The organism is Citrobacter sp. wls826 (assembly GCF_005281245.1).
GTDB lineage: Bacteria > Pseudomonadota > Gammaproteobacteria > Enterobacterales > Enterobacteriaceae > Citrobacter > Citrobacter braakii.
The window spans coordinates 86,161-100,714 of the sequence record NZ_SZWS01000064.1; the positions used below are offsets into that span (position 1 = coordinate 86,161).

The 14,554-nt window shown below is 51.8% G+C and carries 12 protein-coding genes; 4 read left to right on the forward strand and 8 right to left on the reverse strand.

Features of this window, described 5'->3' with window-relative positions; genetic code table 11:
- The 3 genes from FDW87_RS20360 to mpl all read right to left on the reverse strand — a co-directional run.
- Positions 1 to 892: 6-phospho-beta-glucosidase (locus FDW87_RS20360; protein WP_252363278.1), on the reverse strand; the 892-nt coding region annotated here is incomplete at its 3' end.
- Positions 892 to 1,644 carry a MurR/RpiR family transcriptional regulator gene (locus FDW87_RS20365; protein ID WP_016151461.1) on the reverse strand — a complete coding sequence of 251 codons (753 nt, stop codon included), beginning with the start codon at positions 1,642 to 1,644 and terminating at the stop codon, positions 892 to 894. The genes FDW87_RS20365 and FDW87_RS20360, both read right to left, overlap by 1 nt.
- A gap of 286 nt (positions 1,645 to 1,930) precedes the next feature.
- Entirely contained in the window at positions 1,931 to 3,307 is a 1,377-nt protein-coding gene (gene mpl, locus FDW87_RS20370; RefSeq protein WP_016151460.1) for a UDP-N-acetylmuramate:L-alanyl-gamma-D-glutamyl-meso-diaminopimelate ligase, read from the reverse strand.
- 175 nt (positions 3,308 to 3,482) lie between these two features.
- On the opposite strand from mpl, the gene fbp reads away from it, so the two are divergent.
- A complete protein-coding gene (gene fbp, locus FDW87_RS20375) occupies positions 3,483 to 4,481 on the forward strand; it encodes a class 1 fructose-bisphosphatase (protein WP_016151459.1) in 999 nt (332 codons plus the stop codon).
- A 52-nt stretch (positions 4,482 to 4,533) separates the two neighbouring features.
- On the opposite strand, the gene FDW87_RS20380 is transcribed toward fbp, so the two are convergent.
- The 5 genes from FDW87_RS20380 to ytfQ form a co-directional block, all read right to left on the reverse strand.
- Positions 4,534 to 5,646, reverse strand: a complete 1,113-nt coding sequence (locus FDW87_RS20380) for a methyl-accepting chemotaxis protein (protein WP_137380111.1) — start codon at positions 5,644 to 5,646, stop codon at positions 4,534 to 4,536.
- 103 nt (positions 5,647 to 5,749) lie between these two features.
- Complete coding sequence (yjfF, locus tag FDW87_RS20385; RefSeq protein WP_016151457.1) at positions 5,750 to 6,751, reverse strand: galactofuranose ABC transporter, permease protein YjfF; 1,002 nt, start codon at positions 6,749 to 6,751, stop codon at positions 5,750 to 5,752.
- A complete protein-coding gene (gene ytfT, locus FDW87_RS20390) occupies positions 6,738 to 7,760 on the reverse strand; it encodes a galactofuranose ABC transporter, ATP-binding protein YtfT (protein ID WP_137380112.1) in 1,023 nt (340 codons plus the stop codon). The genes yjfF and ytfT overlap by 14 nt, the downstream gene beginning before the upstream one ends.
- A gap of 13 nt (positions 7,761 to 7,773) precedes the next feature.
- Complete coding sequence (gene ytfR, locus FDW87_RS20395; protein WP_046275826.1) at positions 7,774 to 9,276, reverse strand: galactofuranose ABC transporter, ATP-binding protein YtfR; 1,503 nt, start codon at positions 9,274 to 9,276, stop codon at positions 7,774 to 7,776.
- An 85-nt stretch (positions 9,277 to 9,361) separates the two neighbouring features.
- A complete protein-coding gene (ytfQ, locus tag FDW87_RS20400) occupies positions 9,362 to 10,318 on the reverse strand; it encodes a galactofuranose ABC transporter substrate-binding protein YtfQ (protein WP_016151454.1) in 957 nt (318 codons plus the stop codon).
- A 309-nt stretch (positions 10,319 to 10,627) separates the two neighbouring features.
- On the opposite strand from ytfQ, the gene ppa reads away from it, so the two are divergent.
- From ppa to FDW87_RS20415, 3 genes are all read left to right on the forward strand, one after another.
- The gene (gene ppa / locus FDW87_RS20405) at positions 10,628 to 11,155 is read left to right on the forward strand and encodes an inorganic diphosphatase (RefSeq protein ID WP_003025726.1); all 528 of its coding nucleotides are present in this window, start codon (positions 10,628 to 10,630) and stop codon (positions 11,153 to 11,155) included.
- A gap of 199 nt (positions 11,156 to 11,354) precedes the next feature.
- Positions 11,355 to 12,425 (forward strand): YncE family protein, encoded by a 1,071-nt coding sequence (locus FDW87_RS20410; RefSeq protein ID WP_137380113.1) that lies wholly within the window; start codon positions 11,355 to 11,357, stop codon positions 12,423 to 12,425.
- Between the two features lie 83 nt (positions 12,426 to 12,508).
- Complete coding sequence (locus tag FDW87_RS20415; RefSeq protein WP_016155530.1) at positions 12,509 to 14,518, forward strand: TonB-dependent receptor domain-containing protein; 2,010 nt, start codon at positions 12,509 to 12,511, stop codon at positions 14,516 to 14,518.
- The last annotated feature ends 36 nt before the right edge of the window (positions 14,519 to 14,554 follow it).

Sequence of the window (14,554 nt, forward strand, 5' to 3'; positions counted from 1 at the left end):
GAAGCGTAACGTCGCTGTATTTTTTAAACAGTTCGGCTTCGATATTTTTGACGATCTCACCCCGTGATTGCTCGGCTGCTTCCTGCTCGGCCAGCATTTCAGTCGTCTTGAGGTAGTATTTTAAATAGGAAGAGGGGATCAGATTGGTGGCGGCCAGCAGCTCTTTATTAAACTGCTCATTGCTGATGTTTTTAAAGCTCAGTGCATCGACGTCGGCGGCGTTGATTATCTCGATGGTTTCGCGGGTACGGTCGACGCCGTTATGCAGAATTTTGGTAATAAAGTTCATATGATTAGAGCCTTTGAACTCGACGTATAAATCCTCTACGTTAGCATTCAGCAGCCCGGCCACCTGATGGGTCATATTGACAGGACCATTGCACAGGCCGATGACCCGATTGTTGTGGCTGTATTTGAGTACCGCTTCTGTCACCATGGAAGCTGGATTGGTGAAGTTAATCAGCCAGGCGTTTGGACAAATCGCCTTCATTTCATTCGCTATTTCAATGATGACCGGAATGGTGCGCAGAGCTTTGAACATCCCGCCCGCACCGTTGGTTTCCTGGCCAATAAAACCGTATGACTTCGGCAGTTTTTCATCAACGATTCGGGCATCGATACCACCGACGCGCAGTTGAGTCACCACGAAGTCGGCACCCAGCAGCGCTGTTTTGCGGTCAAAAGTTTGGATGACATCAATTGGTAAATTTGCTTTGGCAAGCATTCTTTTGGTGAGGTCGAAAATGATGTTCATTTTCTCTTTACCCATTTCAACGTCGACAAAAGCGATGTGAGAGATGGGAAGCTGGTGGTAGTTTTTAATTACCCCTTCAATCAGTTCTGGCGTATAGCTGCTACCCGCACCAATCACCACGAGTTTTAGTTTTTTCATTAGTCTTCTACTTTTGAATTAAATTTCAACGACACTTTTCTGACATTGGATAAATGGAAAAGCATAATATCTACGATGGCTATCTGGATCGGATAGCTTATATTTTCGAAAGCAGTATCTTTAATAATGGCGTTTTTGTAGATCAAGACCGCATCGGCCTTAAGCGCCAGCGTAGAGTTTTCCCGGCTGGTAATCGCGGCCACCTTGATGCCGTTTTTTCTGGCATTAAAAATTATCTCTTCCAGCATTTCTGACTCACCGCTGTTGGAAACAATCAGCATACAATCGTTAGCGGTCAGAAAGCGGCTGCGGACATTACAGTTGGTGTAGTCGGTTTCATTGAGGATATTAAAGCCCAGCACCATCAAATTATAGCTAACATAGTTCGCCACGCTATCTGATGTACCGTATCCCCAGGTGATAATCGTATTGCAGTCGGACAAAAAATCACAAAAGACTTTGACTTTATTCTCAGACACTCTGGTTAAAGCATCCTGCATTTCTTGTATATATTCGCTAACAAACGCGTTATGGTGCTGCGAGTTTTGCGATCTGGAGAATACGTCCCGAATGTTGACCTTAAACTCCTGGAAATTATTAAAGCCTAATTTCTTTACCAACTTAGAAATAGATGGCGCGGTAGTATAAACGCGATCTGCCAGTTCATGAATTTTCATTTTATAAACATCAGCAGGGTTCTCCTGACAGAATTTATAAACTCGCAGTTCGTTATTGGTTAAATTTTTTCGCATGGAGCGCACCTTTTATTATGTGGCACTTACGCCACATTGGCTCTCGAGGGGATATTAGCAAGGGAAAAGCGGAAATAGATTTTATGATTTAGAAATTAATTTCTGCGATCTGAGTTATAAATTTCCATATGGAGGCTTCCCATTCCGTTGAGAAGTATGGCGTAACCAGAAGGCCGGATGGCAACGGAGATCGTGCTCCTGAGAAAGTGCCGGATAACGGTGTAAACACCTTATCCGGCCCACAACGGATCGTAGGCCCGGTAAGCATAGCGCCACCGGGCATTTTTTACTCTTCTTCTGCCTGGGCTTTCTTCGCCAGGCCATCCAGCAGTTTTTGATGGATGCCACCAAACCCGCCGTTACTCATCACCAGGATGTGATCGCCAGGCTGTGCAGTTTTCACCACCATATCTGCCAGTGCATCCACATCGCCGCTCCAGTGCGCAGGCTGAACGCAGGCTTCAGCGACTTCTGCTACCTGCCACGGAATATGCGGGGGTTGCAGCAGGAACACTTCGTCCGCACGCCCTAACGACGGCGCCAGGTCATCTTTGCACAGGCCCATTTTCATGGTGTTCGAGCGTGGTTCCAGCACCGCGATGATGCGCGCCGTGCCCCCCACTTTACCGCGCAGCGCCGCAAGCGTTGCCAGAATGGCCGTTGGGTGATGGGCGAAATCGTCATACACCGTCACGCCATTGGCTTCGCCGCGCAGCTCAAGACGGCGACGGGCGTTGATGAACGAGCCCAGCGCATTGGCTGCATCCGCAGGCACGACGCCAACATGGCGCGCGGCAGCAATCGCCATCAGACCGTTGTGCATGTTGTGCTCGCCTACCAGGCCCCACTTCACCACGCCAACATTTTCACCGTCCAGCCACACTTCCCATTCGGATGCATCAGTGGTCAGCTTTTTCGCCTGCCAGTGACCTTGTTCACCAACCAGCTCTTGTTCGCTCCAGCAGCCCATCGCCATCGTCTGTTTCAGATTGATGTCGTTTTCCGGGTAGATAATGCGTCCCTGGCCCGGCACGATACGCACCAGGTGGTGGAACTGTTTCTGGATCGCTTTCAGATCGTCAAAAATATCCGCGTGATCGAACTCAAGGTTGTTGAGGATCAGCGTACGCGGGCAGTAATGTACGAATTTAGAACGCTTATCGAAGAAGGCGCAATCGTACTCATCCGCTTCAATCACGAAGAAGTCGCTCTCACCCAGGCGCGCGGAAACCTCAAAGTTACCCGGTACGCCGCCGATCACAAAGCCAGGCTTATAGCCGCAGGCTTCGAGGATCCAGGTCGCCATTCCGGCGGTGGTGGTTTTGCCGTGCGTCCCCGCAACCGCCAGTACCCAACGATCGCGCAGCACAAAGTCATGCAGCCACTGCGGGCCGGACATGTACGGAATGTTCTTTTCCAGCACCGCTTCCACACACGGATTACCCCGGGTCATGGCATTGCCAATGATCACCAGGTCCGGCTGCGGATCGAGCTGGCTGGCATCGTAACCCTGAATCAGATCAATGCCTTGCTTCTCAAGTAAGGTACTCATCGGCGGATACACATTGGCGTCCGAACCGGTTACTTCATGACCGAGTGAGCGCGCCAGCATCGCCAGACCGCCCATGAAAGTGCCACAAATTCCCAAAATATGAATGCGCATACGTCACTATCCTTTTTTAATCTGGGGGCCATTTTACGCACATGTCCGGCAAGTGAGAAACGCATTTCAGGATATTCCGTAGTTTGCTGGCGCGATTCACCTAAGCGCGACAATGGAAATATTTGTTAATATTGTTGCGGTCGCTTTACTCCACATAAATTGCAGGGAAAGTGTTATGAAAACGTTAGGTGAATTTATTGTCGAAAAGCAGCACGAGTTTTCTCATGCTACCGGTGAACTCACTGCTTTGTTGTCGGCAATAAAGCTGGGCGCCAAGATCATCCACCGCGATATCAACAAGGCCGGTCTGGTCGATATCCTGGGTGCCAGCGGTGCTGAGAACGTGCAGGGAGAGGTTCAGCAAAAACTCGATCTGTTCGCGAACGAAAAACTGAAAGCTGCACTGAAGGCGCGCGACATTGTGGCGGGCATTGCCTCGGAAGAAGAAGATGAAATCGTCGTCTTTGAAGGCTGTGAACACGCAAAATATGTTGTGCTGATGGATCCTCTGGATGGCTCATCCAACATCGATGTTAACGTCTCTGTCGGTACTATTTTCTCTATTTATCGCCGCGTAACCCCAGTCGGCACGCCGGTCACGGAAGAGGATTTCCTGCAACCAGGCAACAAGCAGGTTGCTGCGGGCTACGTTGTTTATGGTTCTTCCACCATGCTGGTGTATACCACCGGCTGTGGCGTACACGCCTTCACCTACGATCCTTCTCTGGGCGTATTCTGCCTCAGCCAGGAACGTATGCGCTTCCCGGCGAAAGGCAGCACGTACTCCATTAACGAAGGCAACTATATTAAATTCCCGAACGGCGTGAAGAAGTACATTAAATTCTGCCAGGAAGAAGATAAGTCAACTCAGCGCCCGTACACCTCGCGCTACATTGGCTCTCTGGTTGCGGATTTCCATCGTAATCTGCTCAAAGGCGGGATCTACCTGTACCCAAGCACAGCCAGCCACCCGCAAGGGAAGCTGCGTCTGCTGTACGAATGCAATCCGATGGCCTTCCTGGCCGAGCAGGCGGGCGGCAAAGCGAGCGATGGTAAGGATCGCATTCTGGATATCACCCCGGAAAGCCTGCACCAGCGTCGCTCCTTCTTCGTAGGTAACGACCATATGGTTGAAGATGTAGAACGCTTTATCCGCGAATTCCCGGACGCGTAATACGCTTTGCCGGATGAGACGTGTTAACGCCATCATCCGGCAAATTTATCCCCTACGCCGTTTGTACTTTAAACGCCGCCATTGCTTCGAGCAGCGCATGTGACTGCTCTTCCAGCGAGCGGGTAGCCGCTGAAGATTGCTGTACCAGCGCCGCATTTTGCTGCGCCGTTTCATCCATCTGAATCACCGCGATATTCACCTGCTCAATGCCGCGACTCTGTTCCTGCGACGCGCTGGCAATTTCACGCATCAGTTTGGTCATGCGCATCACTTCATTGGCAATCTCATCCATGGTTTCGCCCGCCTGCTGCGCCAGCTCGCTGCCTTCTCCCACGTGGGTGTGTGAATCGCTGATTAACGTGCGGATCTCTTTTGCCGCCTCGGCGCTGCGGCTGGCCAGATTACGCACTTCACCTGCAACGACCGCAAAGCCCCGCCCTTGCTCACCGGCACGCGCCGCTTCAACAGAAGCATTTAGCGCAAGGATATTGGTCTGGAAAGCAATACCGTCGATTACGCTGAGGATGTCGGCGATTCGGCTGGAACTGCCGGAAATATCGCGCATTTTCTCAATCACATAGCACACCATCTCACTGCCGCGATCGGCGGTATCCGACACCGATTTTGCCAACTGGTGTGCCTGTTCCGCGTTCTGCGCATTCTGTTTCACGGTCGCCGTGAGCTCTTCCATACTGGCTGCGGTCTGCTCCAGCGAAGTGGCTGTCGATTCAGTACGTTGCGCCAGATGCTGGTTCCCGGCCGTCAGCTCACGGCTACCAATATCAATTTGTAAACTGGCATCGCGGACACGCTGTACCGAGTCGCCCAACGCATGGCGCATTTCATCCATTGCCGCGTTCAGACGGTTGAATTCGGCGCTGGCCGACAGCGCGGTAACCGGCGACAAATCCCCCGTCGCCAGGCGTTCCAGTTGCTCAACCATATTATCCAGCGGCTTGAGAAACTTATTTCGCAGCATGAACCAAATCACCGCCAGCAATGCGAGGGCAGCTAACATCGAGGCGCTCATAATACCGTGGTAAATCAACGAAGTAATGATATGGGTAGAGGCATATAGCCCCATACCGCCGGTCAGCAACAGAAGGAACGTCAGCAGAGACAATAACACCAACAAACTTGATCGAATTGAAAGGGATTTTGGCATCGTTATATTTCCGGTTGTAGGGTTAAAACAGACCTGTACAGAACCTATCGACTACAACCGGAAAAAGTTTAGGTATTTAAATGTTTAGTGAAAAATCAGGATGTTACTTTGGTGTTGCCGCCGTCCCCACTCTGGTTACTGGCGAGCTTTGACGATTTTCCCAAAGTACCGTCAGGCCGCGCTGTAAGGCAATAAAAATAAACAATAAAATGCCAATCGCGATCTTCGTCCACCAGGAACTTAATGTGCCGTCAAAATTAATGTAGGTCTGGATCAACCCCTGAATGGCGACACCAAACAACGTTCCTAACACCGTACCGACCCCACCGCTCAACAGGGTTCCGCCAATCACGACTGAGGCAATCGCATCCAGCTCAACGCCGACGCCCGCCAGCGCATAACCCGCCTGGGTGTAAATTGAAAAGACAATGCCGGCAAGCGTCGCAAGCCCGGTCGACAGCATATAGATACGGATGGTCGTGCTGCGGGTTGAGATCCCCATCAGGTTGGCAGAGGTGGCGTTGCCGCCAATCGCGTAAACCTGATTACCAAAGCGCGTACGGTGCGCCAGGAATATGCCAATGACGACTACCGCCAGCATCAGCAATCCCATTGCACTCAGGCGACCGCCGCCGGGAATTTTCCATGCCAGGCTTGAGAGCATGTCATAAACCGGATGGTTAATTGGGATCGACTCTTCAGACACCAGATAGCTGACGCCGCGCAGGAAGAACATTCCCGCCAGGGTAATAATGAATGCTGGGATCTTCAGCGCATCAATCAGTAACCCCATAAACGCGCCAAACGCGCAGCCCATCAGCAGAATCAGGGGAAACGCCAACAGCGGAGATATACCCCAGTAGCCAATGGCCTTCGCCAGAAATACGCCGGTAAACGCGATCACCGAGCCAACGGACAGGTCGATCCCGCCAGAGAGAATCACGAAGGTCATGCCCACGGCGATGATGCCCAGAAAAGCGTTATCGGTCAGGATATTGCAGATAACTCTGGTTGAAGCAAAAGCCGGAAACTGTGTCAGGCAGTAGAGGTAACCCAGCACAAACACGCCGAGGGTGATCATCAGCGGTAAATTACGTTTTATCATGACCACGCACTCCTTTTATCAGGCTGATAAAGCGTTGTGATTGCACGACCAGCACACACAACACCACCACGGCTTTGACCACTTGATTTAGTTCTGGCGGGAAGCCCGACAGTAAAATCCCGGTGTTCATGCCCTGAATAATCAATGCCCCGACCACCGACAGCAGCAGATTAAAGCGCCCGCCCATCAGCGAGCCGCCGCCAATGACTACCGCCAGGATGGCATCCAGTTCCAGCCACAATCCGGCGTTATTGGCATCTGCCCCGCGGATATCCGCCGTGACGATAATGCCGGCGATAGCCGCACACAGACCGCTCAGCACATAGGTGAGCATCACGATAATGCGCGTGTTCACCCCGGCGTTTTTTGCCGCACGAATGTTGATGCCTACCGCTTCAATAAACATCCCCAGCGCCGTTTTACGCGTCAGTAGCCAGAACACCACCAGCGTTAACAGTGCAATGATCACTGGCGTGGGGAACAGTAAGAGCGAGCCGCTGCCAAACCACGACAGTTCGGGCGAATTGAAGGTGACGATCTGCCCGGAGGTGATAAGCTGCGCCACTCCGCGTCCGGCCACCATCAGGATTAGCGTGGCAACGAACGGTTGGATCTTGAGGATTGCCACCAGAATCCCGTTCCATAACCCTGCCAGAATGCCGGAGCCTAAGGCGGCAAGCAGCACCACCGGCAAACTGTGCCCGGCCACCGTCATCGCCGCGGTGGTGGCACCGGCAATGGCCATGACAGCGCCCACGGAAAGGTCGATGCCGCCGGTGGCAATCACCAGCGTCATGCCAATCGCTAACAGCGCCACGGGGGCGGCACGGTTGAGAATATCAATCGGGCTACCGAACAGCCGACCATCTTGCAAAATCACCTGATAAAAGTGTGGCGCGACCAGGCTATCCACCAGCAGCACCAGCAGTAGCGCCACCAGTTGTGGCATGCCCTTTGGCCAGCGGAATCGCCGTTGCGACGGAGTGGATTGAGGGAGAGATTGAGGCATCACCATAGTCTCCTTAGGCCGCAATGGCGTTCATGATCGCCGGTACGGACAGTTCAGCCAGCGGGATCTCAGCCACCTGTTTGCGATCGCGCATAATAATGACCCGATCGGCATAGCCCACTAACTCTTCCAGTTCGGATGAAATCACCAGCAGCGCCAGACCATCCGCGCACAGCGTTTCGATCAGGCGAATGATCTCGGCATGCGCGCCGACGTCGATCCCACGCGTGGGTTCATCGAGGATCAGGAACTGCGGTTTGGTCAGTAACCAGCGCGAGAGCAATACTTTTTGCTGATTGCCGCCAGAGAGAAACTCGATCGGCTGTTCAGCGTTGGGGGTGCGAATTCCGAGCTGGCGGATAAAACGCTCGGCAATCTCATTTTGTTCTTTCCGCGGAATAGGCCGCAGCCAGCCACGCTGCGCCTGTAATGCCAGAATGATGTTTTCCCGCACCGAAGCGGCGGCGATAATACCATCCGTTTTGCGATCCTCCGGACAGAAGCCGATCCCCAGACACGAAGCCTGATGCGGCGATCGCAAGGTCTGCGCTTTGCCTTTGATCAGCGCACTGCCGCTGTCGGCGGGTTTAATACCGAAGATCACCTCCGCCGTTTCCGTTCGCCCGGATCCCAGCAGTCCAGCGAGACCGACGATCTCACCAGGACGCACCTGTAGATCAAACGGCGCGATGGTGCCTTTCTTGCCAAAGTCGCTAAAGGCCGCCACTGGTTTATCACTCAGCAGCGTACGGCCCGCACGCTGTAGCGCATGGGTATCCAGTTCGCGACCCAGCATCATTTTGACCAGTTCGATCTGTGGCAGTTCGCGGGTTTCACGGCAGCCAACGAAGCCGCCGTTACGCAGGACGGTAATGCGATCGCTGACCTGATAGACCTGATCGAGGAAATGGGTAACGAAGATCAGACTGACGCCCCGATCGCGCAGATGCCGCATCAGGCCGAACAGCATTTCTACTTCCTGGGTATCAAGACTGGCGGTGGGCTCATCGAGGATCAGCACTTTCGCGGAGAGATCGATCGCCCGACAGATGGCGACGATCTGCTGCATCGCCACGGAAAAGCGGTTCAGCGGCTCGCGCACGTCGAGGGAAAAACCGTATGACGCCATCAACTCCGTCGCGCGTTTTTCCATCTGCTTGCGCAGCAGCAGGCCAAAACGCCGCGGTTCACGGCCAATAAACAAGTTATCCGCTACCGACATATTGGGCAGCAGATTCACTTCCTGATACACGGTACCGATCCCCAACTGCTGGGCATGGGCGGTATTTTTGGGGGAGATAGGCTGGCCTTCGAGCCAGATCGTGCCGCGATCGGCATGGTAAACGCCGGTCAGCGCTTTGATCAGCGTCGATTTACCGGCTCCGTTTTCTCCCAGCAGCGCCATAATCTCACCGCGACGCAAGCTGAAATCCACGTTATCCAGCGCTTTGACGCCGGGAAAGAATTTGCTCAATCCTTCGGTGCGGAGGATTTCCTGATGGGGGTCGGTGGTCATGGCATTCCTCCGGTACGAAATCACGGCCTTTTCGTAGGCCTGATAAGCGCAACGCCATCAGGCCTACGGAAGACCGGCAGCAAAACTAGTAGCCCATGTTTTTCTTCTTCTCTAACTCTTCTTTCGCGGTATCCGGCAGATAGAGGATCGACTTGGTAATGGTCAGCTTTTCAGGCATCGTGCCGTCTTTTTTGAATTTCTCCAGCGCGTCGAATGCCGGGCCTGCCATATTCGGCGTCAGCTCGACGCTGGCGTTGGCTTCACCGTCAATCATTGCTTTGTAGATATCCGGTACGCCGTCGATGGAACCGGTCAGAATATCTTTGCCGGGTTTCAGGCCCGCTTCTTTAATCGCCTGGATCGCCCCGATCACCATGTCATCGTTATGGGCGTAAACCATGCAGATGTTCTTGCCATTGTTTTCCGCTTTGATAAAGCTCTCCATCACTTCTTTCCCTTTACTGCGGGTGAAGTCGCCGGACTGTGAGCGGATAATCTTAATGTTTGGCGCGTTGGCGATGGCTTCAGCAAACCCTTTTTTACGATCGATGGCCACGCTGGCCCCGACGGTCCCTTGCAGCTCAACGACGTTACACGGCTTGCCGTTCACCTGTTTAATCAACCAGTCGCCGATCAATTTACCTTCCAGCACGTTGTCGGCGGTGACCGTGGTCATATAGAGAGATTTGTCTTTTACATCGATGGAACGATCGAGCAAAAAGACCGGAATGTCGGCATCTTTAGCTTCTTTTAAAACCGGTTCCCAACCCGTTGCCACGACCGGCGCAATAAAGATGGCGTCAACGCCCTGCGCAACAAATGAGCGAACTGCTTTAATCTGGTTTTCCTGCTTTTGCTGGCCGTCAGCGATTTTCAGCGTAATACCACGCTTTTCAGCCTCGCTTTTCGCAACGTTGGTTTCTGCGGCGCGCCAGCCGGATTCAGAGCCAACTTGCGAAAATCCTACGGTTAAAGGGGCTGCCATTGCCATAGACGACATGGCTGCCGAAACTGCTGTGACTAAAAGTAAGCGCTTCCACATAAGTGCGTCCTCGTAGGGTGATTATTGTTGGTTAATAAACCGTCGCGAAAAAACTATAGACAATTGAGCATGTAACGAATTGCGTTACATCACACTTCAAAAAAGTAAATAAAACGTTAATCACAACTTTGTAATCGCTTTCATCCCGCTATGAAAAATGCGGCTGAAGATATGGATTTTTCTGTCACGAGAGAGGGGTAAAAAGAAGAAAATGAGCGCAGAGAAAGCGAAAACAAGCGGAGACATTCAGCGCGAGTTGGCTATAATACCCGCCACTTGTTTGCCATAGCTTATTTAAAGGAAACAGACATGAGCTTACTCAACGTCCCTGCCGGTAAAGATCTGCCGGAAGATATCTACGTTGTTATCGAGATCCCTGCCAACGCAGATCCGATCAAATACGAAGTTGACAAAGAGAGCGGCGCCCTGTTCGTTGACCGCTTCATGTCCACCGCGATGTTCTATCCGTGCAACTACGGTTACATCAACCACACCCTGTCTCTGGACGGTGACCCAGTAGACGTTCTTGTCCCGACTCCGTACCCGCTGGAGCCAGGTTCAGTGATCCGCTGCCGTCCGGTTGGCGTACTGAAAATGACTGACGAATCCGGTGAAGATGCGAAACTGGTTGCGGTTCCGCACACTAAGCTGAGTAAAGAATACGATCACATCAAAGATGTGACCGACCTGCCGGAACTGCTGAAAGCACAGATCACCCACTTCTTCGAACACTACAAAGATCTCGAAGCGGGCAAATGGGTGAAAGTTGACGGTTGGGACAACGCTGAAGCCGCTAAAGCTGAAATCGTTGCTTCTTTCGAGCGCGCGAAGAAGTAAGTTCGCGTTAGCTTAAAACCCTGAACGCCAGTCTCTGGTTAGTAAGGGTTTTTAAATTTCTACGTTCTACCACCTCTCCCCTTCGCTGTTTTCTTTTTGACCTACCAGAATGGGTAGTCACATTTCATTTATCTTAATTGCGAATGATATTAGATCTCATTATCATTCTCATCATGTAAATAAATGTGAATAAAAGTCAATGAACCTCCACAATGTGAAGTCCCTGAAACGCTATTCCTGCGTGGCACTCGCCACAGCGCTGTTATTTACCAGCCTGTCCAGCGTGGCGCAGACGCTACCTGAGAAAGATTTTCTGACTCGCGATGTCGGTAACGGCGTGTATGAGCTGGCGGTTGATAGCCAGCAGAATGCGCTTTTTGTCGCCTCGTCGCCGTCGTTTGATAAAGATAAAACCAGCGGGCTTATCTACAAACTCGATCTGGAGAAACTCACGACGACTGAAGTCATCGACACCAGCCGTCGTGCCTTTGCCACCGCGCTGGATGAAGAAAACCAGGTGCTGTATGTCGGCAACACGCTGGAAGGTTCAGTAACGCTAGTCGATACCCGCAGCGGTAAAGAGCTGGCGATACTGCAACTGAGCGAAGCCAAAAACCCGAAAGATATTGTTCATACGCGTGAAATGGTGCTCGATAAACAGCACCACCGTCTGTACGTTTCCGGCGTGGCTGAAAAGGGCATAGTCTGGGTGGTGGACACACAAAAGCGCGAGAAAATCGCCACCCTCGAGAACATGGGCCAGTACCCGACCGGCATGGCCGTGGATGCAAATAAGAACCGCCTGTATGTTGTGAACGGCCGAAACGAGCTTATTACGCTGGATACCACCAACCATCAAATTATTAATCGCTTTACCATTGAGCCAGATAAAAAACATTTTTTCCTGAATATTGCCCTGGATGCAAAAAATAACCGCGCATTCCTGACCGATCCGGATTTAGCGGACGTACTGGTTGTTGATCTTAATACCGGTAAGGTTATTGCACCAATTAAGGTTATTAACTCGCTGGCAGTGATATATAACGAAAAACGCCAGGAAGTTTATATCACCCACCGTAATGCTAAACGCATCAGCATTGTGAACAGCAAGACCTATCAGGTAAAACAAAGCATTGAAACCAATGCCTTACCTAACAGTCTGGCGCTCTCGGCAGATGCTAACACCCTGTACGTCAGCGTCAAACAGTCGGAAAAAATGATAGGTGTGAAGCCCGACTACGTGCTGAAAATCGATCTCTCTAAATATTAATAATTAAAAAACCATCTGCACCTTGCAGCTTTTTTGAGCTGCAAGGTGATGTTTTTATTTTTTACTTTTCAGGTTTCTATATTATGAAAACGCGTCAACTTATTACGCTGACAGGGATCGTTGCATTCTCAGGCGGTGTTATTTTCCCCACCCAGGCAGAAGAACTCACCGAGACCTCACGCACTAGCGAAGATGAAATGGTGATCACCGCATCCGGATTCTCGCAGCAAAAACGCGAAGCGCCGGCCACTATTTCAGTTATTGATCGTAACACGCTGGATATTCAGCCGGACCGTAGCATCGGTGAAGCCATTAAAAACCTTCCCGGCGTCTCGGTCACCAACAGCAGCGGCATGAACGCCGGTAGCATTATGATCCGCGGCATGGACCCGTCCTATACCGCTTTTATGGTCAACAGCGTCAAACAAAATACCGGTGAATCTCGCCCTTACGGACATGATATTGGTACTGAAGCCAACTTCTTACCGCCAATGGAGGCCATTGAGCGTATCGAAGTTATCCGTGGGCCGATGTCCTCGCTGTACGGTTCAGACGCCATCGGCGGTGTGGTTAACGTCATTACCAAAAAACCGTACGGCGCAAAAGAGTGGACCACGGCAATTGCTGCCAATACCTGGCTGCAGGAACACCAGTATTTAGGTAATACCAGCCAGATGAATTTGTTTACCATGGGGCCGATTGTGCCCGATGTTCTCGGCCTTAGCGTGGCGGCCGACTGGCTTGACCGTCGCGATGACGATCGCAATAACTATTTTGGCAAACACAATCGTAAATCCGTTGATATGACATTGGGCCTGGCCGCCAGCGAGAATAACCTGTTCGATCTCAACGTGGTCACCGGTGAGCAGGAAAAAAACCGTACCCAGAAACGCGGTGCGCCGTGGTCATGGCTGTTCGATCGTAACGCCGCCACCCTGACGCATACCGGCTGGTATGCAGACGACACCATCGCGACGACCAACTACATAAACTATGAAAAAGGCCGTTCGAAGTACGTTTATGACGGACAATCCCCGCAGTATGTGCAGATGGAGAACTACGTCGCCAATTCGCAAACCACTTTCACGCTCGACACCCATAAACTGACCGTTGGGGCGAATTTCACGCGCGAAGAGCTGAATGACCGCTTTGATGTGGCCAACAAAACGCTGCCCGGATCTGACCCGGTGACCAAAATCAGCCGTAACGGTTGGGCATTGTTTGCTGAAGACGGCTGGAGCATTGGCGATTTCATCCTGACCACGTCAGCGAGGATGGACCAGGATGACAATTTTGGCACACATATTACGCCGAAAATGTACGGTAACTGGGCCTTTAGCAATGACTGGGCGCTGAAAGGCGGCGTTTCCGCAGGCTATAAAAAACCGGAGCTGCGTGCGACGTCCAGCAACTTCGTAACCCCTTACGGCTCAACCGTACCTTATCCCTTCCTCACCGTTGGTAACGACGACCTGAAACCTGAACAAAGCGTTAACTCTGAACTGGGCCTCTACTGGACGGGAGATGCGCTATCGCTCGACAGCACCGTCTTCTATACGCAGTTCAAAGACAAAATTGCTGAACAAACTATTTGTGAAACCACGTCGACGAACCAGTGCTCCGTCAACGGCTACAACGCGGATTCCGTCAGTAAATACTTCAACGTCAGCGAGGCGGATGTATACGGTATAGAACTGAATGCCGACTGGCAGATTACAGCCGATGTAAAAGCCAACGCTAACTACACCTGGAACCACAGCGAACAAAAAAGCGGCGTTAACAAAGGCTACGCGCTAAACGATTATCCACGCCATATGGCGAATCTGTCGCTGAACTGGGCGGCAACGCAAAGCCTGGACGTATGGAGTACGGTGAATTATCGCAGCAGTAACCGCAACAGCGGCAATAACTATAAATACGATGACTACACGATGGTGGACGTAGGCGTACGTTATCAGCTCAATAAGCACACGCAACTGATGGCTGGAGTCTACAACGTGTTGGATGAAGATCCGAAACTGACAACCGCGTGGAACGAATCCGCACAGGTGGAAGGACGCCGCTATAACCTCGGCGCGCGCGTGGAGTTTTAAATCCAGAATAAAACAACGCCACCCGAGGGTGGCGTG

Bases quoted from the DNA above. Each gene is read 5' to 3' on its own strand.
- FDW87_RS20365 (WP_016151461.1), bottom strand. From the start codon at position 1,644: ATGCGAAAAAATTTAACCAATAACGAACTGCGAGTTTATAAATTCTGT.
- mpl (WP_016151460.1), bottom strand. From the start codon at position 3,307: ATGCGCATTCATATTTTGGGAATTTGTGGCACTTTCATGGGCGGTCTG.
- fbp (WP_016151459.1), top strand. From the start codon at position 3,483: ATGAAAACGTTAGGTGAATTTATTGTCGAAAAGCAGCACGAGTTTTCT.
- FDW87_RS20380 (WP_137380111.1), bottom strand. From the start codon at position 5,646: ATGCCAAAATCCCTTTCAATTCGATCAAGTTTGTTGGTGTTATTGTCT.
- yjfF (WP_016151457.1), bottom strand. From the start codon at position 6,751: ATGATAAAACGTAATTTACCGCTGATGATCACCCTCGGCGTGTTTGTG.
- ytfT (WP_137380112.1), bottom strand. From the start codon at position 7,760: ATGCCTCAATCTCTCCCTCAATCCACTCCGTCGCAACGGCGATTCCGC.
- ytfR (WP_046275826.1), bottom strand. From the start codon at position 9,276: ATGACCACCGACCCCCATCAGGAAATCCTCCGCACCGAAGGATTGAGC.
- ytfQ (WP_016151454.1), bottom strand. From the start codon at position 10,318: ATGTGGAAGCGCTTACTTTTAGTCACAGCAGTTTCGGCAGCCATGTCG.
- ppa (WP_003025726.1), top strand. From the start codon at position 10,628: ATGAGCTTACTCAACGTCCCTGCCGGTAAAGATCTGCCGGAAGATATC.
- FDW87_RS20410 (WP_137380113.1), top strand. From the start codon at position 11,355: ATGAACCTCCACAATGTGAAGTCCCTGAAACGCTATTCCTGCGTGGCA.
- FDW87_RS20415 (WP_016155530.1), top strand. From the start codon at position 12,509: ATGAAAACGCGTCAACTTATTACGCTGACAGGGATCGTTGCATTCTCA.